Genomic DNA, 24,655 nt, shown 5'->3' with positions numbered 1-24,655 from the left:
TGGAACTTCCATCCAGAAGCACCTCATTTTGGCTTTAAGATTGGGACTATGTGTGGTGTGGATTATTAAGGAGTATGATGACTGCCCAGAGCTCACTCCTCTCCGGCAAGCGAAGCCTACGGCAAGACGCTAGCTCGTCTACGCGTAATTTCTTAAAACGTAGTAAAAAAACAAAGACACCTAAGGTAAAACCTAAAGGTTGGTCTTTTCCGGCTTTAAACGGAGAGTTTGTTAAGCGACTATTCGATATCGGGTTTTCGCTATCAGTATTAATTTTGTTCTTTCCTCTTTACCTAATTTTGGCTTTGCTGATTGCTTTAAGCTCAGAAGGCCCAATTTTTTATGTCCAAGAACGGGTAGGTAAAAACTATAAACGCTTCAATTGTATTAAATTCCGCACAATGGTGAGCAATGCAGACGAAATACTGGTGCAAATGATGGAAACATCCCCACAGATGCGGCAAGAATTTGAAAGCAGTTTTAAGCTGAAACATGACCCCCGGATTACCAAAATTGGTAGATTTTTGCGGATTACTAGCTTGGATGAATTCCCTCAGTTTTGGAATGTTTTAAAAGGAGATATGAGCGTTGTCGGGCCGCGCCCACTGGTAGCAGAAGAACTACCAAAATATGGCAATCACATAGAGCAGATATTAACAATTCGACCAGGAATTACCGGATTATGGCAAGTTTCGGGACGTAATGACATTCCTTACCCAAGAAGAGTTCAAATAGACCTGCACTATGTCAAATTTAGGAATTTATGGCTTGACTTGTGGATAATACTAAAAACGATTGATGTGGTCATCATGCCTAAAAATAACGGAGCTTACTGAGCAGAAATCAACATTGATGATAGGGGCATTCGCTGCCCCTATTTAAGTTTTTAATGTTTATACCAGGGGTAAATTTTAGAATTTAAAGGCTAGGGCGAGAAAGAAAAATTTTATTGCATTCCTATATCTGAACTGTATGATGATCTAACTAGAAACTTGCTGATTCATGAATGTTGAATAAACTGCCCAATCTGTATTTTCATTTGCTCTAGTACGTGCAGTTGATAACAGCTACTTAAAACTATTAAAAAATATCTATACAAATTTAAACATCTTCTAATTTCAGTTTTTTAGTTCCTACCTGCTAATGATCTGATAAATAATTTGATAAAATTTCAAATTGATTCAGCCTTAATAAAAATCAAGGTTATATGAAGTTTCCGTAAATATTAAAAAATGTATCAAAAATTTTACCCAATCCTTGCCTAAGCTACTCAGGATTGACTTGTTAAATAATACTTAATTAAGTATATTTGTTTACGGCAAACTTCTGCTATCAATTAAGACCCGTAAGTTTCCCATTAGGCAATTTAGCCATTAGCTGCTAGGTTGTATCAGTTGGACGAGAAACTATATAGATCAAAAATAACAAGGGATAATTGAGCATGGTGCAAACTAAGCGAGCGTTGATTACTGGTATTACCGGTCAAGATGGTTCATATCTCAGTGAGTTTTTGCTAGAGCAAGGTTATGAAGTTCATGGAATTATTCGTCGAACTTCCACCTTCAACACAGACCGCATCGATCATATTTACGAAGATCCTCACAAAGAGGGAGTGCGGTTGTTCCTTCACTACGGTGACTTGACAGACGGTACAACGCTGCGGCGAATCTTAGAAGAAGTCCAACCAACTGAAATTTATAACCTGGGAGCGCAATCCCATGTTAGGGTAAGTTTTGATTCACCAGAGTACACTGTCGATGCAGTTGGAATGGGTACACTGCGTCTATTAGAAGCCATTCGAGACTACCAACAGCGCACCGGAACTGAAGTACGTTTCTACCAAGCTGGTTCTTCAGAGATGTATGGTTTAGTACAAGCAGTACCTCAAAGCGAAACAACGCCGTTTTATCCCCGCAGTCCTTATGCCTGTGCGAAAGTTTACGCTCACTGGCAAACAGTAAATTACCGTGAATCTTACAATTTGTTTGCTTGTAACGGTATTTTATTTAACCACGAATCACCACGACGTGGTGAAACCTTTGTTACCCGCAAAATTACCAGAGCAGTAGCGAGAATTGTGGCTGGTAAGCAGAAAAATATTTACATGGGTAATCTCGACGCTAAACGAGATTGGGGTTACGCCAAAGATTACGTCCGAGCAATGTGGTTGATGTTGCAACAAGACCAGCCAGATGATTACGTAATTGCAACTGGTGAAACCCACTCAGTACGAGAATTTTTAGAGTTGGCCTTTGGTTATGTTAATCTCAATTGGCAAGATTACGTAGAATTTGACGATCGCTACCTGCGTCCTGCGGAAGTAGACTTATTAATTGGTGATCCTACTAAGGCAAAACAAAAATTAGGTTGGCAACCTTCGGTAACTTTTGAAGGATTAGTCGCCCTCATGGTGGAAGCAGATTTACAAGCATTGGGACACACTTCACCCAATGGGAATGGTTCATCAATGCCTGTTGATATTGCCACTATTCGTCAAGAACTGGGCGCTCTCCACTTCTGATTTACACCGCAGAGGATAAAAATATGACCGCCTTAGAACTAAAAAATAAAAGGATTCTCGTCACAGGTGGGGCGGGATTCCTAGGTCGTCAGGTAATAGATCAGCTGTGTAAAAACGGGGCTGATAATGCGAAAATTACAGTACCGCGATCGCGTGATTGTGATATTCGTGTTTGGGAAAACTGTCAACGTGCAGTTGACCAACAAGATATTATTATCCACCTAGCGGCTCACGTCGGTGGCATTGGTCTCAACCGCGAAAAGCCCGCAGAGTTATTCTACGACAACTTGATTATGGGAACTCAGCTAATTCATGCTGCCCATCAGGCTGGAGTAGAAAAATTTGTCTGTGTTGGTACAATCTGTGCCTATCCCAAATTTACACCCGTGCCATTCAAAGAAGATGACCTTTGGAATGGCTATCCAGAAGAAACTAACGCCCCCTACGGTGTGGCGAAGAAAGCGCTGTTAGTCCAGATGCAATCTTACCGCCAGCAATACGGCTTCAATGGTATTTACCTACTACCAGTGAATTTATACGGGCCGGAAGATAACTTTGACACTAGAAGTTCTCATGTCATTCCAGCCTTAATTCGCAAAGTCCACGAAGCCCAAATTAAGGGAGAAAAACAACTACCCGTTTGGGGTGACGGCAGTCCTACCCGCGAGTTTCTCTATTCTGAAGATGCAGCGAGGGGAATTGTCATGGGTACTCAATTGTACAATGACTTTGAACCAGTCAACTTAGGAACAGGTTATGAAATCTCTATCCGTGATTTGATTAATCTGATCTGCGAATTGATGGAGTACGATGGTGAAATTGTTTGGGAAACTGACAAACCCAATGGTCAGCCCCGTAGGTGTTTAGATACTGAACGAGCCAAGCAAGCTTTTGGCTTCACTGCTCAAGTCAGTTTTGAGCAAGGGTTGAAGAATACTATTAATTGGTATCGTCAAAACGCGGCTTAAATACAATACAAATTCTCTAGGCTAGGTTTGTAGAGACGTTGCATTGCAGCGTCTCTACAATTTTTATGTGTAGATTTATTAGAAATACATTTGATATGCAGCTAGATAAGACAAGGTTACGTCGCACGTTATTAAAAAAACGGCAATCGATGTCTGTTGAAGAATGGAGAGAAAAAAGCGATCGCATCTGTACACAGTTGCAAACTTCTGTTCTCTTTACTCAAGTAAAAACAATACTCGCTTATTTCAGCTTTCGTCAAGAACCAGATTTAAGTCCCTTATTTGCAGACACTAAATATAAATGGGGTTTTCCGCGTTGCGTTGGTGACACTCTATCTTGGCATGTTTGGAAACCTGAAGATGCAGTGCAGATTAATAGCTATGGTATTAGAGAACCATATCCCGATGCACTAACAATCGATTCTAGTGAAGTAGACTTAATTCTTGTGCCTAGTGTAGCGTGCGATCGCCAAGGATTTCGTTTGGGCTATGGTGGGGGATATTATGACCGCTTACTCAGTTCCCCAAAATGGGAAAACAAGCCAACTATAGGCATTGTATTTGATTTTGCTTACTTGCTTGAACTACCTTTAGAAATGTGGGATAAACCTTTAAAAGCAATTTCTACAGAAACTAAATTGCTTATTTATCCTTAAAATACATTTTGTTTGATGATTCAAAGTTCTATCAATACAAAAGGTAAGGCAAATTTTATGAAGCTAAAAATACAAAACTCGCGCTGGCAAATTCTGATAACCTATGGTTTATTAGGAGCGATCGCACTCATCACTCTATTTCCCCTACTTTGGCTAATTAGTACGGCTTTAAAATCGCCTACAGAAAATATCTTGCAGTCACCGCCACAATTACTACCCAGCCAACCTACACTCGGCAATTTCTCTACCGTGTGGCAATCTCTGCCTTTCGCACAGTATTTATATAACAGTACCTTGGTATCAATGCTGACTGTTGGGTTGAATCTGCTATTTTGTGCCTTAGCTGCTTACCCTTTAGCAAGATTGTCGTTTCCGGGGCGAGACTGGATTTTTATTGCGATCGTTTCAACAATCATGATTCCTTTTCAAATTGTCATGATTCCCTTATACATTTTGACAGTCCAGTTAGGCTTAGTAAATAGTTATTTGGGAATGATTTTTCCAAGTTTAGCTTCTGCTTTTGGCATTTTTTTACTCCGGCAAGCTTTTATGAGTGTTCCAAAAGAAATCGAAGAAGCCGCCCGTATGGATGGTAGTTCAGAGTTAGGCTTGTGGTGGCACATAATGTTACCAGCCATTCGTCCTGCATTGGTTACTCTGGCAATTTTCGTCTTTATCGGTTCTTGGAGTGATTTTCTTTGGCCTTTAATTGTCATTCAAGACGAAAAACTCTACACCTTACCTTTGGGAGTAGCAAAATTAGCAGGTACATTTTCTTTAGACTGGCGGTTAGTGGCAGCTGGCTCAATAATTTCTATTGCTCCAGTGCTAGTACTATTTCTATTTTTACAACGCTATATTGTCCCCACTGAAACTGGTAGTGGTGTTAAAGGTTAACCTTGACTAATAAGCACCACTCTTGTTAAAAACCACCCAGATTGTTTTAAATATCAGCATCAGGTCATAAACTACAGACCACTTGCGTTGATAATCGATATCCATTTTAACGATGGTTTCAAAATCTTTGATGCTGGAACGACCATTGACTTGCCATTCTCCCGTCATACCTGGCTTGACGCTTAATCGCTCCCAGTGATGTGGTGCGTAATAGATGACTTCATCAGGTGTGGGGGGACGAGTCCCAACTAAGCTCATTTCGCCCTTGAGAACATTCCAAAACTGGGGAAACTCATCCAAGCTAGTGCGACGCAAAAATTTACCAACTGGAGTGATGCGAGGGTCATCAACAGATTTAAAGATGTGACCCTGAGCTTGATTTTTTACTAGATGCTTAAATTTATCAGCATTCACAACCATTGAACGAAACTTCCATATGCGGAAAGGTTGACCGTTCATACCGCAGCGAATTTGGGAATAGAATATTGGCCCAGGATTAGTGATGTTGGTAGCAATTGCTATGGGAATTGCTATTATGGCTGTGATAATTAGCCCAACAATAGCTCCTAAAATGTCAATGAATCTTTTTGTGATGCTTGAGGTTGAGCGGTGTAAGGGCTGTTGTACAAAATTGGCCGCATGATGCTGAGTCACAAGAGCTAATTCATCCACAGCATAACCTCCTGCATGAGAAGTAACAGTAGGTATTGACATCATAAGGAATTTTAGTTGATAAAGGTATCTTGATCAAATTACATTTGTACTGAGTATTAATATAAACAAAAATTGAACCAGTAATAAACATTTAGCTTAAAGTTTATACAATCTTTGAATTCAATGAGTGATTTTAAATTTTGAGTATCCAATGGACAAAGTTAGTCTAGCTACAAGACAATCAGTACCCACATACTAGCTGCCAAACCGATAGTTGCTAAATGTTGCCAAAAGAGCGATCGCAGCGGTTGCCGTGCTATTTTTTGCGTTAATACTATCGTTAACAGCACTGAAAAAATCAAAGTAGAACCTTGCAAAAATGCAATCACTGCTGGATGTGCTACTAAGATAGGCAACTGCTCACCATTTAACCCAAAAGTTGCCAAAGTTACAGGTAAAATCCGTCCGCCTTCTGTCAAACCTAAACGCAGATAGTGAGCTAAGTTTCCTCCTAACACCAATGGTAAGTAACCATAGGCAAGCTCTATAAATGGTTTAGGCTTGCGCTGAACATGGAATAATTGGATCAAGCCGTATGCTGTCCAAGTAAAAGCCGCCGGGATAAGTAAAACTAACAGAGAGAATCCCAAATGCTGCCAAAACTGGGTTAAATCTAGTTTTAAACCCAACCATGATTGCAATTCCGGTAAACGATGCAGATATACACCACCTAAGAGTAGAAACAACAATGCAACCTCATACTTGCGTGGTACATGAGTCGTCCACAGTTCAATACCGGGTGGACGCAAGTTAAACTCAACGGAACGATGGGGACAGGCTTTGAGACAAGTCATGCACAGCACACAATCTCGGTTATCTTCTAATTGGGCTGGATGGGAATACAATGGACAGCCATTAGTTTCCATCCCCTCGCCTTTTTCTGCTCCGCCTTTGTAACATTGATAAGTGGTACAAGTTGCAGAACAAATACCTTGTTGCGCCCGCAGTTCTGTCATGGAGAGTTTGGCAAATAAACCATTCATCCCACCAATGGGGCAAAGATAACGACACCAAAACCGCCGTTCAAACAGCGCTGAAAAAATCATTGCTCCGGCGGTAATTAACAACAGCAGACAAGCGGAAAGATAGGCTGTATTTTCTAAGTTCCAGAGTTCTTCCCAGAGGAAAATTAAAGTAAATAGCCCAAACACAAACCATCCACCCCATTTCTCAGCTTTCTCTCTAGGCCAGCGCTTGAGTTGCCGCGGAAAAAGCCAGAGAGATAGTTTTTGAGTAATTTCGCCGTAAATCATGAAAGGACAAACGGCACACCACACACGACCTAAAAAGGGGAAGATCAAGAGAGAAAAAGGCCACCACCAAGCCCAAAATAAATTTAAAGCAAAATTGCGATCGCGTGTCTGTGGCCCGATAAACAATACCCCAACGATCATGGCAAAAGCTACTACAGTAAAACCGTAGTTAATCCGGTCTGGCCACCAATCACTCCGCAAAAACCGCCGCAACCCAGGATAAGCATTCAACAAATTGACGCGAAATTCTTTTTTCTTCGCCTGAACTGACCAAAAGATTTCTTCTGTTAATTCCTGTCTTTCTCCTGCTTGGACAATGGCTCGTTCGACTAAATTTTTTAACTCCTTGAGATTGCCAGGAAAGTCATAGGATTGCAAGCGGCGCAATGCTTCTGGTGTGACATGAGGTTTTGGCAAACCGCGCGATCGCACGTAAAGACTAATGTAATATTCTACTTGTGCTTTAATATCGGTTTTTCGCACCCGCACTGGTGGAACTTTAATCACGCAACCGACGCAGCGTTCTATTTTGGACTGAGTTTTTTCGGAAATAATTAAAATCCGGGCTTGGCTGGGACGAGGTGCGGCTGTTGCTTCTCCAGTACGTGTCACGGGGGTGTAAGTTCCTGTTTTCAGCAACTGTACCATTGCAGGTAATAAATCTGGGGGCAGTTCTTGGATGTTGTTGAGTACTAAAGTACCTTCCCCCAGCCATTCTAAAAGCCCTGGTTTACCACCAGCACGACCAAATAGGTCTACACCACTAGTTTGGAGAATGCCGCAATTAATTTTAATAATTGGTTCCCGGCGTTTAGGTGAACCATAATGAATTAGCGCAGCGATGTTATCTTTTTCTAAGCCTGGTTCACCGAAAATTTCTACTGATTTGCGGTTGGTTGCGGCTTCTCGAATTTGTTCGCGCAGACGTACTGCATAGCGACTAGTACCGACAATACCCCGTTGGGCTTTAGTAATTAAGTAGGGACGCAAGGCTACGGAACGCTCTTGTTCGTAAGTCAAGGCCGATGTCACTTGCGCTAATTCTTGTGCTAAGGAGCGAGATAAAGCCTGGGTAATTTCTGCATATTGGCTGGCTATGGTGCGAAATTTAGCCGCAGGGACAACCCACACATGACATTCTGTAAGTGCCACCGTTGTAGATGAAATTACTTCGTCTAACAGTAGTTCCTTAAGGTTAATTACGGCTCCTGGGAGAAAACCACAAGCTAGGGTGGGGTTATTTTTATTGCTGGCATGGCTTTCTATTTGACCATCTTTGAGGATGTAAAGGGCTTCTGGGTGAGTACCTTCGCTCACAAGGTTACTGCCTTTTGGTACGACTCTTGCTTCGAGGACTTGAGCGATTGCATTTAAGGCATCAGATGAGAGAATTCCTAGAGTTGTCCGTTCTTGTAGCCAAATGACTGTTTCTGGAGATGTCATTTAGAGTTCTCAGTGCAGGCTGCTTGCGGTATAAATGGAATTATCCCTGAAAAGAAGGCAAAATATCTGCGTGATGAGTTTATCAGATGTTCCTAATCTTTGGGTTCCCTTGGCGCTTTTAGGTTTAATTGTATTGGCCGCGGTATTTTTTAGCCGTAGTTAGGAATTGTTGGCGATCATATAATTTTCATATTTATGTGACACAAGTGACACATTCTATTGATATTCTCTATTTAACTAAACAATTTGTTTGCTCTTCACACCATACCGTCAGCCCTAAGTAGGTCGGTGTTAAAAATTGTCGTTATGACAAGGCAGGAGGCAGAGGGCAGAAGGCAAGAGGTTTTCAAGCTACTTTGCTTTCCGTTACATAGTTCGGTTTATTTGCACCTTTCTACTTATTGCTTCTCAAAGGCAATGGGGTTTTCTAAATATTAATATTTAATACAAATAGATACTCAATGAAAATCATACATGGGTTTTAAATAATTAATTCTAAATTTATTATTTATTTATCTTAATTTTACTCCCAGTGTTGAGATATACCAACACAAGGATCAAGTCATGACATTTCTCTATCTAATGGAGGAACAAAGATAGATACTATAAATACTAAATAAGTACTATTCCGATCACCTGACGAACTATAAATCTCAATCTTCTCGTTGCTAGTTAGTAGGGGAAGATTTTTTTTGCCCAATGATTGCTCAAAATCGCAACTAGCAGACTTAATGGAAACCCTTATTGCAAAGAAAGTGATGAACCTGAACAAGGGTTATTCGTCTTCATTTTATTTCAAAGGCAATAACTTTGACAAAAAAGTTGCTTGACAAGGAAATCCCATCAAGCGATCATTCTTAAATCTGATCGATTGTTTATTCAGGTTGGCGAATCTTCACACAAAAATATCTTGACATCCAGTATCAATCGTGCAAATCTATATTTACAGACAGCAAAATAACTGCACTCTAAGGCGCAAGTTTTTGGTGTTGTCTCAGCAGCAGAATTCCTAGTTTCCTGCCAAGCTTTGAGTCATCCCTTTTTCTGAATAATCAGATAAATGTCAGGTCAAATGATTGATTAGGCGTTCAACGGGAAGATGAGATGTTTGGATGAATGTTCAGGAGAAAGGATAACGCAAAACTTGGTAGGAAGCCAGGAATTCTACGGCTGAGACATGAACCAAAGAGCGATAAGGCAAAGAGCTTTGTAGCATATGTTTACTCCATGAGCATAAACATTTTATGTAAGGCTTTGTTGCTGCTAGATATGTGACTTGTTAGTGCTGTCCAGTTAACCAAATCAAAATCTGGACATATTTATTAAAATGAAGGACACCCATCTAGCCTCAAATATCCAAAAAAGCCAGCCCAAAAATTCTGTTGCTATCTTTTGTGATATTCAGAACGTCCACTTAACTAAAGATACAGCCAAGCTTTTACTAGATTTTGCAAAATTTCACGGAAGAGTAGATTGCAAAAAACTCTACTACAATTCACATTTTCTCAGTCAAGTTTGTATCAAAAATAAGCTAAAGACACTTGATGTTGAAAGTGTTGATGTCCCAGACTATTCCGAAAACAGTGCAGATAATCGTCTAATGGCTGACTGTGTTAAACTTTTTGATCCTCAATGCTCATCTATTCCTAAAATAATTATTCTCGTATCAGGAGATAGAGATTATGCTGGCTTAATTGCCGTTCTTCAAGCTATGGGTAAAAGGGTAATAGTTTTTGCTCAAAGAGGTAGTGCTAGTCAAAAACTAATTGAATTAGTTCGTAAGAACAATTTTTACTTTGTGGATGAATTGCCTGAGTTAATGAAAAATTCAACTCAACTGTACATCCCTGCTATTTAGTTAGGTGAATATCTACCAAATTTAACACATTGCAATTCAAAAACCATGTCTTACAAAGCTAACATATTTTTAGCTTTTTCATGTTTCAAGAAATAGCTAATATTCCCAACTAGGAAGGAAATAACAGATGCACAAACTTCTAACATTCCGGAATGAGAAACTTTTGCGTCATGCACTTACTCATCGTTCTTATGTTCACGAAAACCCCGGAGAAGGTGAACACAATGAACGCCTAGAATTTCTCGGTGATGCTATACTTAATTTTCTCAGTGGTGAGTATCTTTATCGTCATCATCCAGAAAAAGGCGAAGATGAATTAACACGACGGCGTTCGGCGCTGGTAGATGAAAAGCAGTTAGCAAAGTTTGCTGAAGAGGTTGGTTTAGACTTTAGAATGCGTTTAGGAAAAGGAGCTATTTTAGATGGTGGTTTTCAAAACCCTAATTTACTGAGCAGCACTTTTGAAGCTGTTGTTGGTGCTTATTATTTGGATCACAATTCGGATATTGAAGCAGTGCGTACCATTGTGGAAAAATTATTTGATTCTGTACCTGATCATATTGTTGTGGTTCGCTCTAATGTAGACTCAAAAAATCGTTTTCAGGAATGGGTACAACGCAATGTGACAACAAACCCTCCTGAATACATCACAAAGCAAGTAGGCGGTTTGTCTCATGCACCAGTATTTACAGCTAGAGTATTTGTGAATGGAAAAGATTACGGAGAAGGGGAGGGACGCAATAAAAAAGATGCCGAAAAAGCAGCGGCTGAAAATGCACTGGCTAAGTTGAAACAAGAAGGTAAGTTATAGAGAAATTTTTCTCTATATTTAAGAATGTGGAGATGTTAGCTTTGGTTGTGGTTTATGACTTCTAGATTGTAGTTGCATCCATTGAAAGGATACAATGTTTAACAACAAACCTATAAGGAATAAAATCACCATCAAAGTGATTTGATACCATAAAATTGGTTGAACAAATAAATCTGCAATAACATGAAGCAAGTTCATGATGCTATAAAACACAGTTAGCGCAAAATGAAACAAGCGGTAGCGCTTGGAATTGGTAAAAGCAGTTGCAATTATTACCAAAATTGGTAATACAAAAAAGCCCAACATTAACCACATAATTCCAGAAATATCAGTAATTTTTGAGGCGGGTTGAGATTCGCCAACTGATAAACCATGAAACAACGGCATTAAACCTAGTTGTGTGTGAAATAAAGTTCCTAGTAGAAATGCTGTCCAAAGAGCAATTATTCGTTCTTGATAATTCATCACTATAAAGCCTCCCAAACTCCTGTTAGAATTGCCCAGTTTTCAATTTAGGCAAAAAATCTGAGGAACTTGTGAAGAATTAACTTTCTCATATTTTGATTTCTAAGGGAAAAGTCACAGTAAAGGTAGAACCAAAGCCTAACTGAGATTCTAGATTAATTTCACCTTGGAGTAGTTTTACTAAGCGAGAAACGATCGCCAGCCCTAATCCTGTACTATCGGGAAGGTAAGAGCGATCGCTCTTACTTACACGAAAATAAGGTTCAAATATCTTTGCTTGGTTTTCTGGCGCAATTCCAATTCCTGTGTCAGAAACTACTAGTAGCCATTTATCTGCATCAATTACTTGACAAAATATGTTGATGCTTCCTGACTCTGTATAGCGAATCGCATTACTTACGAGATTGGTGATGATCTGTTGTAATTGAAACTCATCTGTTAGAACTTTTTGAGGACAGCGATCGCAATCCACCAAAATCTGCAATTTTTTTTCTTCTGCTAAAGGCTCCAACATTTCACACACGTTACTAACTAATTCTTGTACATTGGTGTGTGCTACTTGAAGTTTTAATTTACCAGCATCATATCGTGAGAGTTCTAATATATCATTAATCAAGCGGAGTAAGTGCCTACCATTACGTAGCACACGCTCGATGTGTTCTAAATTGGTGTAAGTGTCTTTTACTTCAGTTTTGCGTCTTTGTTGTCGTAAAAATAAATCTGAGTAGCCAATAATTGATGTTAGAGGATGTTTCAGTTCGTGGGCGAGTTCCGAAAGAGTATCTTGGTTAGCATTAATTAAGCGAGTTAGTTCATCATTATGAAGTGTTAATGAGGTATGTAAATGTTTTAATTCTCGCAAACGCTCCTCAACATAACTTTTGAAGCACCGAGCGATCGCTTCATCAATTACAGCATCAATTAAACGCATATAACGAATAATTTCCGCAGGTGTTCCCTGCAAAAAATCTGATTCTAAAGTATCAAATATTACTATTCGTAGCAAGCGATATTCTCTAGCAATTTCTGTAGGATCAAAGCCTTGTTCTGCGCGTAAGAGTCCGTGCTGCCAACTAGCTGTAAGTATCGACTTAATATCACTATTCTGAGATTGTGATAGTACTGTGATCATCGCTTGAAAAATATCAGGTATATGATTTTTAATCGCTGTGTATGATAATTCATCAGCACTTTCAATCTGCCTATCTTGGCGAACTGCCGCTATCCATGTCTCGATGATAATGTTAGTTTTTTCAGCTAATAATTGACTAAAATCCATTTTGTTAAATTTTGTAAAAATTATCTACGTAAACTTTTTACTGGAACTAGTTTAACGAGAATCCAGTTTCTTGATGCAAAATTAGTGGAATAACTCAACTACTCAAAGAAAGAGATTAGCTACTAATGAACATAGATATTACCTATTCACTAGAAAAAGTGTGTTAAATATGACTAGCAACTCCAAAATTAAAGAAAAGAAGGTATATAAACCTACAAATATCTATCTGAAGAAGTTGTTTTGACTGGACAGCAATGTTATAGTTCGCTATATTGTTGTTCATTCGAGTAAGTCAGCCTAATTCAGCACGTCACAGTACGTAACGCTGAAGCGGAGGAACCAAATTTTGGGGCGTATCTGAGAAAAGGCTGAAGACTGAAGTATAAAGGTTGAAAAAAGTTATTTCACACTTCATACTTCACACTTCATCCTTCAAAAGAGGGGCATCTCTCAGCCCTAGCCCGTCAGCTAACTTCGTAGGCATTGAGAGGAGACTGAAGAGATAGCATTTTTAATGTGTTGATCTCATCAGTGTCCAAGGCTGGTACTGCTCAGATTTTTGTGCCTGTACTTAAACCTGCTGAGGTTATAGATGATATTGCAATTAAATTTAGTAGCGATCGCGGCGATCGCGAGTAAAGCCGCGTGGCAAAAGGCAAAACCCATAATCAGTAAAGATGTTGTCTTTTTACCTATCTTGGGTTTCTTAGGAATTATACTGCTGTGGTGGGTCGTGGCCCTTACCAACCATGAATTAATGCCCACGCCACCAGAGGCATTAATTGCTAATTTAGACTATATTTTAAACCCGTTTTATCAACGAGGGCCGGGCAACTTGGGAATTGGCTGGTTGTTAATTGCCAGTCTGCGACGAGTTTTGATAGGTTTTTTGTTAGGTGCAGTCGTAGCAATTCCCTTAGGATTTCTCATTGGTATGTCCAAGCCTGCTATGTTAGCCCTCAATCCCATCATTCAGATTTTTAAACCCGTTTCACCCTTGGCTTGGTTGCCAATTGCCTTAGCAATCTTCAACTTGGCAGATCCCTCAGCAATTTTTGTGATTTTCATTACCTCCTTATGGCCGACAATTATTAATACAGCCCTAGGAGTGGCCAGCGTTCCCAAAGATTATTTAGATGTGGCACGAGTGTTAGAAATGCCCCGTTGGCGAAGAATTACGAAAATTATTTGGCCTGCCAGTTTGCCATACACATTTACAGGTTTGCGAATTAGTTTAGGAATTGCTTGGTTAGTCATCGTCGCCGTAGAAATGCTGACAGGTGGTATTGGAATTGGCTTTTTTGTTTGGGATGAATGGAGTCGTTTAAATCTAAGTTCCGTCTTCCTCGCTGTATTTGTTATTGGCGTAACTGGGCTAATTCTCGATTTCGCCGTCAGCAAACTTCAAGAATTAGTAACTCATCGCCCGACAACTGCTAAATAACAAAATTCAGCAGCCATTAATACATAAGGTGAGGATGTTAAAAACCCCTCTCCAAGCTTCTCCTTCACGGTGGGAGAGGCTTTGAAAACCTGCAAAACTACAAAAATTTTGCCCCTCTCCGACGCGGAGAGGGGTTGGGGAGAGGTTAATCCAACTGACGTTATCTTTGCACCTTGACGCGAAATAGAAAAGATTAGTCACTAGTGGAGTTACAAAAATGGGTGATAATAACTGGACTAGAAGAGATTTTCTCTTAGGAATCGGAACAACAACCGCTGGAATTGCCCTATCTTCCTGTGGAATTTCTGGAGATAAATCGGCATCAGGACTAACAGAAGAAGCCTTAGCGGTAAAACCAGTAGTCAAATCTCAAGACTTAGAGAAATCTGATATTACCGTTGGTTACGTTCCCGTTAATGATTGTGCGCCATTTGCGATCGCCTGGAAAAAAGGCTTCTTCCGCAAGTATGGTTTAAACGTCAAACTCAACCGCGAAGCGAGTTGGGCAACTTCCCGCGACGGTCTGGTTTTTGGTCGTTTAGATGCTTCCCCTGTGGTATCTGGTGCTGTCACCAACGCCAGAATTGGGGCGGAAGGCGCACGCCACGCCCCTTTGTGTGCAGCCATGACAATTCACCATCACGGTAATGCCATGACTATGAACAAAGCCATGTGGGATTTTGGGTTGCGTCCGTGGTATGAATATCAACAACAATATGGCGACGGTGCGTTAGAAGCATTTGGCAAAGATTTCCGCTCCTACTTTCACAAGCAATCACCAGAAAATAAAGTTTGGGCAGTAGTATTAAGTTCCGCAATTTACGAGTATTTTGTTCGTTATATATCTGCGGCAGCGGGTGTTGATCCTTTAAAAGAATTTCGTGTCATCATCGTCCCACCGCCTCAAATGGTGACAAACGTGCGAATTGGCGCAATGCAAGCTTACATGGTAGCCGAACCTTGGAATACCAGAGCAATAACAGGTAACGAAAACATCGGCTTTACATTCGCTCAAGGTAAAGAAGTCTGGTTAGGACACCCAGATAGATTGTTGGGTGTGATGGAATCATTCATCGAAAAATATCCCAAGACTTATCGTTCTCTGGTAAAAGCGATGATTGAAGCCTGTCAGTATTGCAGCCAACCAGAAAATCACCAAGAAGTCGCAGAACTGTTGACAGACCGTTCCTTTACAGGCGCTAGTCCAAAAAATAAAGGTACTTCCCTCACCAAATTTACAGCCCCAGGAATTCTGGGTAATTACAACTACGGTGGGTTTGATGGCAAAGACCGCACTATCAAAGCAGCCGATACCACCATTTTCTATGATATTCCCGATAATTTGCCCAAACAGCCAGGCGAACACGCCACATTTATGTGGAAATCTAGAAGCATTTGGTTAATGACTCAAGCCGCTCGTTGGGGACAAATCAAAGAATTTCCCAAAAATGCGGAAAAGTTAGCTGAACAAGGTTGGAGAACAGACCTTTATCGAGAGATAGCATCTGAGATGGGCATTGAGTGTCCCAAAGATGATTACAAAGTTGAACCGCCAGAAGTATTTATTGACAAAAAAGGCTTTGACCCTAGTAATCCCGTAGGCTATCTCAATAGTTTTGAAATTAGAGCAAAATCTCCCCTTCATTTCTTTCTGTCTTAGAACAAAGTGCTGAATGCTGAGTAAAGACTTTCAAGCCTGTTCCCTGTCACCTGTTCCCTGTTCCCTTTTAACAGAGAAATAGTTCAAGTTTTTTAGGAGTTTTTAATGACTAAATATACAGCAACATCAATAGATACTGATCAGCAAGTTATGTCTCGGACTAACTTTCTAGAAATTGAAAATTTAGTCAAGTCTTATCCGACACCAGATAAAGATAATTTTGTTGTTCTTGATGGTGTGAATCTCACTATTAGGGAAAATGAATTTATTTCCGTAATTGGTCACTCTGGTTGTGGTAAATCAACTTTGTTAAAAATTGTTGCTGGTTTAGAAACAGCAACTTCTGGATCAGTACGGCTAGATGGTAAAGAAATTCGTCAGCCAGGCGCAGAAAGGATGATGGTATTTCAAAATTACTCTTTATTACCTTGGTTAACCGTCAGAGAAAATATCCGTCTAGCTGTAGATGAAGTGTTAAAAAATGCAAATCGCGCTGAAAAAATTAGCATTGTTAACGAACACTTGGCAATGGTAAACTTAACCCCGGCAGCAGATAAGTATCCTGATGAAATCTCTGGAGGGATGAAACAACGAGTAGGGATTGCAAGAGCTTTAGCAATTCGTCCAAAAATGTTGCTGATGGATGAACCTTTTGGAGCTTTAGATGCTTTAACTAGAGGTAAATTACAGAGGCAAGTATTAGATATTTGGGAAAATAATCGACAAGCCGTGATGATGATTACTCACGATGTTGATGAAGCCATTTATATGAGCGATCGCATCGTATTAATGACTAACGGGCCAGCAGCTAATATCGGGGAAATCTTAGAAGTACCTTTTGAACATCCACGCGATCGCGCTGCTATGCGTAATTCCAAAGAATATTTTGAATTGCGTAATTATGCCTTGAATTTTCTTGATAAATACTTCACGCAAAATGAGTAATTTAGTCTATTATTTCTTTTAGTGGGTTGCCTAATTCAATTTCAGCAAAAACATGATTTTGGAACGGAGGAACCAAATATTAGGGGCTAATCTTCAAGAGAGACACCTTCCAGTCTTAGCCCGTCAGCTAACTCCGTCGGCAATGGAAGGAACTCCCAACACTTTGGCTGTCATAGCAGTTGTTATTGGGGTTTCTTTAAGGAAAGGATAAACAATGAAAGCTAAAAGATGAATTTATATTTCAAACTTCAGCTTTCATTTACCCTGCTTCTCATTCGTCATTCGTTCCCTTTAGGAGAAGTTAAACTGTGAACATTAAGCCAATGTTAGTGCGCCTACAAAGCGCCATAGGTAGAGATGATTTAGTTGAGCAAATGGTATTAATACCGGAGCCAAAAAAAACTTATTCTACAAATTTTCAAACAGCAAAGTCAATCAACTTAATTGTTGCTTATAATGCTTCACCCAACAGCCACACAGCATTAGATATTGCATGTTGGATTGCTCATCAAACGCGTTTAGCTACAAATCAGCAAGTTACAGTACAAGCCGTTTATGTAGTAGAACAAAATCAGGGTAATAAGTATTTGGATAAAGTTAATTGGGCTACTCATATCTCATCATTGGAATTTCCAGTAATTGATGTATTTCAGTCTGCTACACCCGCATTAACTCAACCAAAACTCAAGGGAATTACACAAACTTTACAAAAACAAACTGTAGCGCCTCTAGAACAAGCAGATCGAATTATTTGGCAAGCACGAAGTTTAGCTGAGGAATGGCAGGGTTCTTTTAAATCGCATTTGCGGTTTGGTAACGTTGCTACAGAACTAACGAAAGTCGTAGAATCAGAAGCGGCTGATGTTTTATTCCTAGGTTGTAAATCTATTCATCATCCAATTATTCAGACACTAGGTTTTGATTTACCTTGTGCTATTTTGGGTATACCTAATGGCATTGATGAATAACTGCTGTAAGAAATAGTAGTTATTTTTGAATAAAGAAAGATTTGTAAAAAAGTCACCTATACTTCAGGTGGCTTTTTCAGTAGTATGCAAATAATCCAACCCCAAGAGGCATGACGTGGAAAACTGGCAAGCTATCCTGAGCATTTTCACATTTTTGAGTGTAATTATCTTAATCATGACAGAATGGGTACATCTGACTATTGCTGCTTTATTAGGAGCATTGTTACTAGTTTTCAGCAATGTCATGACTTTAAAAGAAGCTGTTGCTTATATTGGCAATAGTTATGGAACATTAGGTTTATTCTTTGGTGTGATGGTTCTGGTGCGGGCATTTGAGCCTACCAAAATATTTGATTATTTAGCAACTCAAATAGTCATATTAGCTAAAGGTGATGGCAAACGCTTATTACTGAGTATTGTGGCTATTGTTACCCCGATTTGTGCTGTGTTACCCAATGCAACCACAGTCATATTATTAGCACCTTTAATTCCACCAATGGCAGAAGAAATTGGCATAAATTTTGTGCCATTACTTATATTAATGGTTTTTATTGCTAATAGTGCTGGTCTATTAACATTAGTTGGTGATCCTGCAACCTTTATTGTTGGAGATGCTATTAATATCAGCTTTACAGATTATTTATGGCAATTAAGTTTAGGAGGTGTAATTGCAGTTATCACAGTCATAGCAACACTACCATTTCTATTTCGGAAGATTTGGCGTACCAAATTAGATAATCTTGAAGAATTGCCACATCCACAAATCAATCATCCACGAGTTTTAATTGTGGGTGCAGTAATTATTGCCTTTGTATTAATATTTTTTGTGATCGGGGAATCTTTGCCAATTCCTATTTCACCTGCGGCTGTAGCATTATTAGGAGCAGCTTTGGCTTTGCTACTATCTCATCAAAGCCGAATTGATACAGTTAACAATATATTGCGCGATGTAGACTGGAGTACATTAATATTTTTTATGAGTATTTTTGTGCTAATTGGAGGATTGGAAAAAACAGGTGTAATTAATTCCTTATCGGGAATTTTTGCTGCTATTTTAGGTAAAAATATTGTGCTGGGTTCACTAGTTTTATTATTTCTCGTAGGAATATTATCTAGCGTCGTTCCCAATATTCCCTTAGTAGTAGGGATGGTTCCCTTACTCAAACAATATCTTGTCACCGTTGGATTAGCGCCAGCAGAAGTTTTAGCACAAGACTTTCAAGGACAGTTTCCTCCTGAAGTTTTACCACTGTTTTACGCCATGATGTTCGGTGCAACCTTGGGTGGTAACGGCACACTTGTGGGAGCATCTTCTAATATAGTTGCAGCTGGAATTTCTGAACAGCACGGTCGCCGCATCTCATTTAAAACTTTTCTGAAATACGGTATCCCCGTGATGTTGTTGCAACTGCTAACCTCGGCATTGTATGTGTTAGTTCGGTTTCTCCTTTAGGAAGCGCACAAAAACGACATATCTCTATCTTTAGGATGGCTATTTTTTAGTGTATTCAAATATACTTAGGTGTATGGTTTTGTCCAAGCTCCAAATGTAGGATCATAAATATAAGGGCAAAACCAAATTCAGCCTCAAAAAGGATAAGACGTATGAACCCGCCTGAAGAATACATCAATCATAATGCGGTAGAGCCAAGGCAAGGGGGGGGGAATTCAGAAAATAATAAGCTGCAATTTAGTACTAATGGGATCGGTGAAAGCAACAACTTAGATAAAGTTAGAGATATTCTGTTTGGCAGCCAGATACGTGAAGTTGACAAAAGGTTTGCACGCTTAGAAGAACGTCTGATTACTGAAATTACTAATATGCGGGATGAAGGCAGAAAGCGTCTAGATGCTTTAGAAATGTATGTTAAACAAGAGGTTGATTCTTTAGCAGAACGGCTGAAGAAAGAGCAAACGGAACGGGAGACTGTCGTGCGATCGCTCTCGGAAGAGCAAAAAAATGTTACTTTATCCTTAGAAAATAAAATTACTCAGTTTGACGAGCAAACTACTAATCGTCAACGAGAATTACGTGAACAGATACTTAACCAATCCAAAAGTTTACAAGATGATCTTCAACAAAAATATGAAGAAATTTTGGTTTTGCTAAAACGAGAAACCCAAGAACTGCATAAAGATAAAACAGATCGTTCTAAACTGGCTGCTTTGTTCACAGAATTAGCTATGCGGCTGAACACGGACAATAAATCTTGAATTTTAAGTTAAGTCTCTTTTTAGTATCTTTAACAAAATGTGACTGTATATTAATATAAGAATTAGGGGATTTGGGTAATGAATGACTATTCCCCGAAGCAAAAATTTCAAATATCATCTGAAGCTAAAACCAATAACGATCAATCTTCTAACTTAAATTCTCCAAATCAAGAAGCAAACTTGAGTGACGAACTCAGTTTACTTCGCAGTGTCTTACTTGGTGTTGAACCTACTCAACTTAATAAGCTATATGAACGATTAAACAACCCCCAAATTCAACCAGAAGATATCAGTCGCTTGCTTCCAGAAGCAGTAGTTTTGCGTTCCAAGCAAGATAAACAACTGGTAGAATCCATTGTTTCAACTGTTGAAGAAGCGATTCAAGCCTCTGTCAGCCGAGATGAAAATGTGCTTTCAGAAGCATTCTTTCCTGTGATTGGCCCAGCCACCCGAAAAGCGATCGCCACTGCTTTAGATGAGATGATGCAATCGCTGAATCAAACCCTAGAACATAGCTTGTCGCCAGAAAGTTTTAAGTGGAGGCTAGAAGCACGACGCACAGGGAAATCATTTGCTGAAATTGTCTTGCTGCGGACTTTAGTTTACCGCGTAGAACAAATATTTCTGATTCATAAAAAAACTGGTTTATTGCTGCATCATGTCATAACCAAGCAAGTAGCTGTTCAAGATCCAGATTTGGTAGCGGCGATGTTGACAGCAATTCAAGATTTTGTCAAAGATTCTTTTAGCGTCCAAAAAGAAGATACATTACGTAGTTTGCGATTTGGCGAACTGACGATTTGGATTGAAGAAGGGCCACAAGCATTATTAGCAGGGATTATTCGCGGTAAACCTCCGCAAGAATTACGGCAAGTTTTTCAAGATGCAATTGAGAAAATTCATCTCAAACTAGGCACAGAATTCCATGAGTTTGTCGGAGAAACAGAACCGTTTCAGCCTAGTCAAGCTTATTTAGAAAATTGCTTAACAGTTAAGTTTAAATCTGCATCTCAGCAAAATTATACTTATGCCTGGGCGTTATTAGGTATAGTGGCGATCGCTGGTGGAATTTGGGGATTTTTTACCATTAGAGAACACATTCGTTGGCAAACCTACATTCAAAAACTTGACTCTCAGCCAGGAATTGTTGTGATTAATACTCAACATCGCAATGGCAAGCATTTTATTTTGGGAATGCGCGATCCTTTAGCAATCGACCCTAACACACTGATACAACAAACAAATCTCAATCCTAAAACAGTTATTGGCCAATGGCAAACTTATTTGTCTTTGGAACCACAATTACTAACCAAAAGAACTGAAAAAATCCTCCAACCACCAACAACTGTTTCACTAAAAGTTGACAATAACGGTGTTCTTTCTGCTATTGGTTACGCACCACAAAAATGGATTTTAGCAGCACAGAAATTATGGCGTTTTGTACCAGGAGTGACACAATTTCAGGACAAAAATCTGTTAATAAGTGAACTTAGAGAACTAGAGTTAGCTAAACAGCAAATTGAACAAACAATATTCTTATTTTCCGAAGGCAAAACTGACTTTATTCCTGGAGAAACTAACAAGCTACCTGATTTAGCTAAAATTGTGCAAAGGCTTTTACAAACTGCCAAATCTTTAGATCACGATGTCCAAATTCAAATCAGAGGACACACTGATACCACTGGCACAGAACGAGAGAATTTATTACTCAGTCAAGCACGTGCTAATAAAATATTAGCTTATTTAAATTTTCAAAAAATTAATCCAAATAAATTTAAACTTGTGGCTCTAGGCTCTAACTTGCCCTTCCGTCCAGAATTAACATCAGAAGCTAAAATGTTAAATCGTAGAGTGTCTTTTCAAATATCCATTATTGATAAACCTAAATAAATTATGCTTCAAAAAAAAATTTGCATGGTGGGTGCATTTGCTACAGGTAAAACAAGTTTAATATCACAGTTTGTGCATAGTATTTTCTCGGAAAAATACTTGACTACAGTAGGTGTGAAAATTGATAAAAAAACTATAGAAATTAGAGGCAATCAAATTAACCTTATCCTCTGGGATCTCTATGGAGAAGACGAATTTCAAAAAGTACGTATGTCTTATCTTAGGGGTTCATCTGGTTACGTATTAGTAGTAGATGGAACTCGACGGACTACTCTCGATAAAGCTTTTCAACTGAAAATTAAAGTAGAGGAAAGCATTGGTAAAATTCCTTTTATTTTAGTACTGAACAAGTGGGATATGACAGATGAATGGGAAATTGAAACTTATGAAATAGATGCTATTCTCCAGCAAGATTGGACTGTTATTAAAACTAGTGCTAAAAGTGGACAGGGCATTGAAGAAGTTTTTCAAACTCTTGCTAGTAAAATATTGAACGGATAAATGGTAGATATTCCCCATGCTGTGGTTACCTATATTCTAAACTTTATGATAGAAGAGCGATCGCTTGCCTATTTATTCGTCAGCAAAGACGGTTGTCTCTTGGCTTGGGGTGGTAAGCTTACAGAGTATGGCATTACTAATCTCTGCAAAGGAGCGCAAATAGGTGAGCAGATTTTCTTTCTAGAAGGTTTACTACCGTTAGATGATTCTTCTGTGTTTCTCCCCTTTATCAAAACCGAGACTGGTATTTGTGCAGATATACATATCTTTGCCTCAGAAGAAGGAGATTGGGTGTTGTTATTAGATAGTATTGTAGATGAACAACACCTCTCTGTGATGCAACAAGAAATCAATCATGCCAGCCTGTTACAAGAAAAGTCTACTAAATTAGTAAATCAACAACCTAGAGAATAAATTTGTATATTTATTTTATTTTATGAGTACTACTATATTATCGGATTTATTTTTAGAACTAAATATTTTAGTTTTAGAGAGGATTGATGTTGGATTATTTAGAATTACTTCTAAAGTACCTAATTGGTTGAGGCATTTCTGTAGCCAAAAATTAAAATTTGGGATGAATATGCTGATTCCACAAGAGGAATTTGCTTTTTTAGAAAATTTTTTATTTGATGCAGAGGAATTTTGGCATAGCAATAGCATTGGTAAGGTGAGTTCTGATATATGGAGTGAAAAAAATTTGCATGGGTATGAAGAACAGCTTGAAGCTCATGCCATGTGCATAAATGATAGTAAAATTTTGCTAATTGAATTATCAGAAGAGAAATTTAAATATAAGCAGCATCTCATCCAGACAGGCAGAGAACAACAGTTAGTTTATCAGCAATTATTGAAAGATAATCAAAAAAAAGAAGTATTAATTAATTGTATTATTCACGATATAGCAGGACAACTAAGTGCGATAAATTGCTGTTTAGCTTTGCTAGAATTTGAGAACTTGACATCTAAAGGCAAAGAACACTTAGAAATCGCTAGAAAGCAATCCATCAAACAAGAAATGCTAATTAGGAATGTTTTAGAGACATTTTCTGCTGAGGTGCAGTCACTAGAAAATTTCACAATAGATATTGATACAGCACCAGATATCTTGATTGCTGTACAAGATGTAATCGAGCTTTTTAACTCTACTTTTGCAGTGAGTCGTAAACAGTTACAACTGGCTGCCGATGTTGATCTGACAGCAGACTGGAAAGTTGTTGGTGATCAATCGCGGTTAGATCGAGTAATTACAAATCTTGTGGAAAATGCTTATCGCCACAGTCCATCAGAATCAACTGTGACAATTACTTTGCAAGCCGAGAAAGAATCTATTGTCTTGAGTGTGGATGATGAGGGAACGGGTGTAGCACCAGAGATGGTAGAGAATTTATTTCAAAAGTTTTCCCAAAGTCAAAATCACTCAGGTAGAGTTGGACTTGGCCTTTATTTTTGTCGGATGACTGTGAAGCGTTGGGGAGGCGATATAGGTTATTTACCACGTCAAGAAGGCGGTGCCAAATTTTGGTTCCGCCTTCCCAGAGCATCACAACTGAGGAATTAATACCTCATTGATGATTAATAACGAATTAGGTGCAGTACGTCCCGCAGAACGCTATACCCTAATAAATCCCACAGTAAGTAAGCAAGGAAGCCAATCATTGCAAAACGGCCATTCCAAATTTCGGCTTGGGGAGTCCAGCCAAACAGAAAGGCATTACGGTCTACGCCATTGTATTCTGGTGCAACAACTGGTAAGTCTGTAGAAGGACGAGTTTCCATTGTTTTTTCCTCTCAAATCAAGCTAACTTTTAGTATTTAATTCTCTAGTAACCAATTAGGTGCAGAACATCACGAAGAACGCTGTAACCACCTAAATCCCAAAGTAAATAAGCTAGAAAACCAATTGCGGCCAAGCGACCATTCCAAAGTTCTGCTTGAGGAGTCCAACCAAAGAGAAATTCATTGCGATCGCGGCCATTGTATGCTTTGGCGGTAGGTGGTAAATCAGTAGACGGACGAGTTTCACGAGTTTCCATCATTTTTTCTTCCTAATTCATTTGTTCGCTGCTTAACTTTAAGTTAACTATTTATAACTAGAATGCTTTCTGCCTGTAGGTACAAACCATAGGCACTTCTTGTGGACGATTAACAAAAATTCGTAAGTGTAA

Annotated in this window: 24 protein-coding genes and 2 riboswitches; of the genes, 18 read left to right on the top strand and 6 right to left on the bottom strand. The window is 39.1% G+C overall.

The features are described from left to right. Nucleotides 1-77 precede the first annotated feature (77 nt). The 5 genes from IQ259_RS16055 to IQ259_RS16035 all read left to right on the top strand — a co-directional run bounded on the left by IQ259_RS16055 (nucleotide 78) and on the right by IQ259_RS16035 (nucleotide 5,042). A complete protein-coding gene (locus IQ259_RS16055; protein WP_193886518.1) occupies nucleotides 78-836 on the top strand; it encodes a sugar transferase in 759 nt (252 codons plus the stop codon). Between the two features lie 605 nt (nucleotides 837-1,441). Then, nucleotides 1,442-2,521, top strand: a complete 1,080-nt coding sequence (gene gmd / locus IQ259_RS16050) for a GDP-mannose 4,6-dehydratase (RefSeq protein WP_193886490.1) — start codon at nucleotides 1,442-1,444, stop codon at nucleotides 2,519-2,521. 23 nt (nucleotides 2,522-2,544) lie between these two features. Beyond that, entirely contained in the window at nucleotides 2,545-3,489 is a 945-nt protein-coding gene (locus tag IQ259_RS16045) for a GDP-L-fucose synthase (protein ID WP_193886488.1), read from the top strand. Between the two features lie 95 nt (nucleotides 3,490-3,584). After that, nucleotides 3,585-4,145 (top strand): 5-formyltetrahydrofolate cyclo-ligase, encoded by a 561-nt coding sequence (locus IQ259_RS16040; protein WP_228014570.1) that lies wholly within the window; start codon nucleotides 3,585-3,587, stop codon nucleotides 4,143-4,145. Between the two features lie 57 nt (nucleotides 4,146-4,202). Then, nucleotides 4,203-5,042 (top strand): carbohydrate ABC transporter permease, encoded by an 840-nt coding sequence (locus IQ259_RS16035; RefSeq protein ID WP_193886484.1) that lies wholly within the window; start codon nucleotides 4,203-4,205, stop codon nucleotides 5,040-5,042. A 6-nt stretch (nucleotides 5,043-5,048) separates the two neighbouring features. Here the strand turns inward: IQ259_RS16035 and IQ259_RS16030 are convergent, their stop codons facing one another. Together IQ259_RS16030 and IQ259_RS16025 are read right to left on the bottom strand one after the other, a co-directional pair. Further along, on the bottom strand, nucleotides 5,049-5,759 hold the full coding sequence (locus IQ259_RS16030; protein WP_370568039.1) for a sugar transferase: 711 nt from the start codon (nucleotides 5,757-5,759) through the stop codon (nucleotides 5,049-5,051). Between the two features lie 167 nt (nucleotides 5,760-5,926). After that, nucleotides 5,927-8,452: a sigma 54-interacting transcriptional regulator gene (locus IQ259_RS16025; protein WP_193886482.1), complete on the bottom strand. Its 2,526-nt coding sequence runs from the start codon at nucleotides 8,450-8,452 to the stop codon at nucleotides 5,927-5,929. A gap of 1,327 nt (nucleotides 8,453-9,779) precedes the next feature. On the opposite strand from IQ259_RS16025, the gene IQ259_RS16020 reads away from it, so the two are divergent. Next, nucleotides 9,780-10,310 (top strand): NYN domain-containing protein, encoded by a 531-nt coding sequence (locus IQ259_RS16020; RefSeq protein WP_193886480.1) that lies wholly within the window; start codon nucleotides 9,780-9,782, stop codon nucleotides 10,308-10,310. 127 nt (nucleotides 10,311-10,437) lie between these two features. Next, nucleotides 10,438-11,121 carry a ribonuclease III gene (gene rnc / locus IQ259_RS16015; protein WP_193886478.1) on the top strand — a complete coding sequence of 228 codons (684 nt, stop codon included), beginning with the start codon at nucleotides 10,438-10,440 and terminating at the stop codon, nucleotides 11,119-11,121. Between the two features lie 18 nt (nucleotides 11,122-11,139). On the opposite strand, the gene IQ259_RS16010 is transcribed toward rnc, so the two are convergent. Both IQ259_RS16010 and IQ259_RS16005 read right to left on the bottom strand, forming a co-directional pair. Beyond that, nucleotides 11,140-11,592 carry a hypothetical protein gene (locus tag IQ259_RS16010; RefSeq protein WP_193886514.1) on the bottom strand — a complete coding sequence of 151 codons (453 nt, stop codon included), beginning with the start codon at nucleotides 11,590-11,592 and terminating at the stop codon, nucleotides 11,140-11,142. Nucleotides 11,593-11,674: 82 nt separating this feature from the next. Further along, nucleotides 11,675-12,865, bottom strand: coding sequence for a HAMP domain-containing sensor histidine kinase (locus tag IQ259_RS16005; RefSeq protein ID WP_193886476.1), 1,191 nt, complete (start codon nucleotides 12,863-12,865; stop codon nucleotides 11,675-11,677). Between the two features lie 284 nt (nucleotides 12,866-13,149). Further along, nucleotides 13,150-13,363, top strand: a riboswitch (cyclic di-AMP (ydaO/yuaA leader). Between the two features lie 18 nt (nucleotides 13,364-13,381). On the opposite strand from IQ259_RS16005, the gene IQ259_RS27590 reads away from it, so the two are divergent. The 11 genes from IQ259_RS27590 (at nucleotide 13,382) to IQ259_RS15955 (ending at nucleotide 24,048) form a co-directional block, all read left to right on the top strand. After that, nucleotides 13,382-13,504, top strand: a complete 123-nt coding sequence (locus tag IQ259_RS27590) for a hypothetical protein (protein ID WP_255525399.1) — start codon at nucleotides 13,382-13,384, stop codon at nucleotides 13,502-13,504. After that, nucleotides 13,458-14,309, top strand: coding sequence for a nitrate ABC transporter permease (gene ntrB / locus IQ259_RS16000; protein WP_193886475.1), 852 nt, complete (start codon nucleotides 13,458-13,460; stop codon nucleotides 14,307-14,309). The genes IQ259_RS27590 and ntrB overlap by 47 nt, the downstream gene beginning before the upstream one ends. Before the next feature lie 217 nt (nucleotides 14,310-14,526). Beyond that, the gene (locus IQ259_RS15995) at nucleotides 14,527-15,969 is read left to right on the top strand and encodes an ABC transporter substrate-binding protein (RefSeq protein ID WP_193886473.1); all 1,443 of its coding nucleotides are present in this window, start codon (nucleotides 14,527-14,529) and stop codon (nucleotides 15,967-15,969) included. A gap of 105 nt (nucleotides 15,970-16,074) precedes the next feature. Then, nucleotides 16,075-16,914, top strand: coding sequence for an ABC transporter ATP-binding protein (locus IQ259_RS15990; RefSeq protein ID WP_193886471.1), 840 nt, complete (start codon nucleotides 16,075-16,077; stop codon nucleotides 16,912-16,914). Between the two features lie 17 nt (nucleotides 16,915-16,931). Further along, a riboswitch (cyclic di-AMP (ydaO/yuaA leader) is annotated at nucleotides 16,932-17,068 on the top strand. A 169-nt stretch (nucleotides 17,069-17,237) separates the two neighbouring features. Next, nucleotides 17,238-17,882, top strand: a complete 645-nt coding sequence (locus tag IQ259_RS15985) for a universal stress protein (RefSeq protein WP_193886512.1) — start codon at nucleotides 17,238-17,240, stop codon at nucleotides 17,880-17,882. Nucleotides 17,883-17,997: 115 nt separating this feature from the next. Then, on the top strand, nucleotides 17,998-19,335 hold the full coding sequence (locus tag IQ259_RS15980) for an SLC13 family permease (protein ID WP_193886469.1): 1,338 nt from the start codon (nucleotides 17,998-18,000) through the stop codon (nucleotides 19,333-19,335). A 152-nt stretch (nucleotides 19,336-19,487) separates the two neighbouring features. Further along, nucleotides 19,488-20,096, top strand: a complete 609-nt coding sequence (locus tag IQ259_RS15975; RefSeq protein ID WP_193886467.1) for a hypothetical protein — start codon at nucleotides 19,488-19,490, stop codon at nucleotides 20,094-20,096. A gap of 78 nt (nucleotides 20,097-20,174) precedes the next feature. Next, nucleotides 20,175-21,986, top strand: a complete 1,812-nt coding sequence (locus IQ259_RS15970; protein WP_193886464.1) for an OmpA family protein — start codon at nucleotides 20,175-20,177, stop codon at nucleotides 21,984-21,986. Nucleotides 21,987-21,989: 3 nt separating this feature from the next. Further along, on the top strand, nucleotides 21,990-22,487 hold the full coding sequence (locus tag IQ259_RS15965) for a Rab family GTPase (RefSeq protein WP_193886462.1): 498 nt from the start codon (nucleotides 21,990-21,992) through the stop codon (nucleotides 22,485-22,487). Further along, nucleotides 22,488-22,901, top strand: coding sequence for a hypothetical protein (locus tag IQ259_RS15960; RefSeq protein WP_193886460.1), 414 nt, complete (start codon nucleotides 22,488-22,490; stop codon nucleotides 22,899-22,901). 22 nt (nucleotides 22,902-22,923) lie between these two features. Next, the gene (locus IQ259_RS15955) at nucleotides 22,924-24,048 is read left to right on the top strand and encodes a sensor histidine kinase KdpD (RefSeq protein WP_193886458.1); all 1,125 of its coding nucleotides are present in this window, start codon (nucleotides 22,924-22,926) and stop codon (nucleotides 24,046-24,048) included. Nucleotides 24,049-24,062: 14 nt separating this feature from the next. Here the strand turns inward: IQ259_RS15955 and IQ259_RS15950 are convergent, their stop codons facing one another. Together IQ259_RS15950 and IQ259_RS15945 are read right to left on the bottom strand one after the other, a co-directional pair. Then, nucleotides 24,063-24,266 (bottom strand): chlorophyll a/b-binding protein, encoded by a 204-nt coding sequence (locus tag IQ259_RS15950; RefSeq protein ID WP_193886457.1) that lies wholly within the window; start codon nucleotides 24,264-24,266, stop codon nucleotides 24,063-24,065. Nucleotides 24,267-24,310: 44 nt separating this feature from the next. Beyond that, entirely contained in the window at nucleotides 24,311-24,523 is a 213-nt protein-coding gene (locus IQ259_RS15945) for a high light inducible protein (protein ID WP_193886510.1), read from the bottom strand. Between the last annotated feature and the right edge of the window lie 132 nt (nucleotides 24,524-24,655).

Source organism: Fortiea sp. LEGE XX443, assembly GCF_015206815.1.
Taxonomy (GTDB): Bacteria; Cyanobacteriota; Cyanobacteriia; order Cyanobacteriales; family Nostocaceae; genus Nostoc_B.
The sequence above is the reverse complement of the archived record's forward strand: the minus strand, read 5'-3'. Positions and strand labels throughout refer to the sequence as shown.

What these genes read in the sequence shown, in the direction of transcription:
- IQ259_RS15975 (WP_193886467.1), top strand. Translation starts at nt 19,488, where the DNA reads ATGAACCCGCCTGAAGAATACATCAATCATAATGCGGTAGAGCCAAGG.
- IQ259_RS16040 (WP_228014570.1), top strand. Translation starts at nt 3,585, where the DNA reads ATGCAGCTAGATAAGACAAGGTTACGTCGCACGTTATTAAAAAAACGG.
- IQ259_RS16025 (WP_193886482.1), bottom strand. Translation starts at nt 8,452, where the DNA reads ATGACATCTCCAGAAACAGTCATTTGGCTACAAGAACGGACAACTCTA.
- IQ259_RS15955 (WP_193886458.1), top strand. Translation starts at nt 22,924, where the DNA reads ATGAGTACTACTATATTATCGGATTTATTTTTAGAACTAAATATTTTA.
- IQ259_RS15945 (WP_193886510.1), bottom strand. Translation starts at nt 24,523, where the DNA reads ATGGAAACTCGTGAAACTCGTCCGTCTACTGATTTACCACCTACCGCC.
- IQ259_RS15970 (WP_193886464.1), top strand. Translation starts at nt 20,175, where the DNA reads ATGAATGACTATTCCCCGAAGCAAAAATTTCAAATATCATCTGAAGCT.
- IQ259_RS16055 (WP_193886518.1), top strand. Translation starts at nt 78, where the DNA reads ATGACTGCCCAGAGCTCACTCCTCTCCGGCAAGCGAAGCCTACGGCAA.
- IQ259_RS15990 (WP_193886471.1), top strand. Translation starts at nt 16,075, where the DNA reads ATGACTAAATATACAGCAACATCAATAGATACTGATCAGCAAGTTATG.
- IQ259_RS15965 (WP_193886462.1), top strand. Translation starts at nt 21,990, where the DNA reads ATGCTTCAAAAAAAAATTTGCATGGTGGGTGCATTTGCTACAGGTAAA.
- IQ259_RS15985 (WP_193886512.1), top strand. Translation starts at nt 17,238, where the DNA reads ATGTTAGTGCGCCTACAAAGCGCCATAGGTAGAGATGATTTAGTTGAG.
- IQ259_RS15960 (WP_193886460.1), top strand. Translation starts at nt 22,488, where the DNA reads ATGGTAGATATTCCCCATGCTGTGGTTACCTATATTCTAAACTTTATG.
- IQ259_RS16035 (WP_193886484.1), top strand. Translation starts at nt 4,203, where the DNA reads ATGAAGCTAAAAATACAAAACTCGCGCTGGCAAATTCTGATAACCTAT.
- IQ259_RS16005 (WP_193886476.1), bottom strand. Translation starts at nt 12,865, where the DNA reads ATGGATTTTAGTCAATTATTAGCTGAAAAAACTAACATTATCATCGAG.
- rnc (WP_193886478.1), top strand. Translation starts at nt 10,438, where the DNA reads ATGCACAAACTTCTAACATTCCGGAATGAGAAACTTTTGCGTCATGCA.
- IQ259_RS15995 (WP_193886473.1), top strand. Translation starts at nt 14,527, where the DNA reads ATGGGTGATAATAACTGGACTAGAAGAGATTTTCTCTTAGGAATCGGA.
- IQ259_RS16020 (WP_193886480.1), top strand. Translation starts at nt 9,780, where the DNA reads ATGAAGGACACCCATCTAGCCTCAAATATCCAAAAAAGCCAGCCCAAA.
- gmd (WP_193886490.1), top strand. Translation starts at nt 1,442, where the DNA reads ATGGTGCAAACTAAGCGAGCGTTGATTACTGGTATTACCGGTCAAGAT.
- ntrB (WP_193886475.1), top strand. Translation starts at nt 13,458, where the DNA reads ATGATATTGCAATTAAATTTAGTAGCGATCGCGGCGATCGCGAGTAAA.
- IQ259_RS15950 (WP_193886457.1), bottom strand. Translation starts at nt 24,266, where the DNA reads ATGGAAACTCGTCCTTCTACAGACTTACCAGTTGTTGCACCAGAATAC.
- IQ259_RS16030 (WP_370568039.1), bottom strand. Translation starts at nt 5,759, where the DNA reads ATGATGTCAATACCTACTGTTACTTCTCATGCAGGAGGTTATGCTGTG.
- IQ259_RS16045 (WP_193886488.1), top strand. Translation starts at nt 2,545, where the DNA reads ATGACCGCCTTAGAACTAAAAAATAAAAGGATTCTCGTCACAGGTGGG.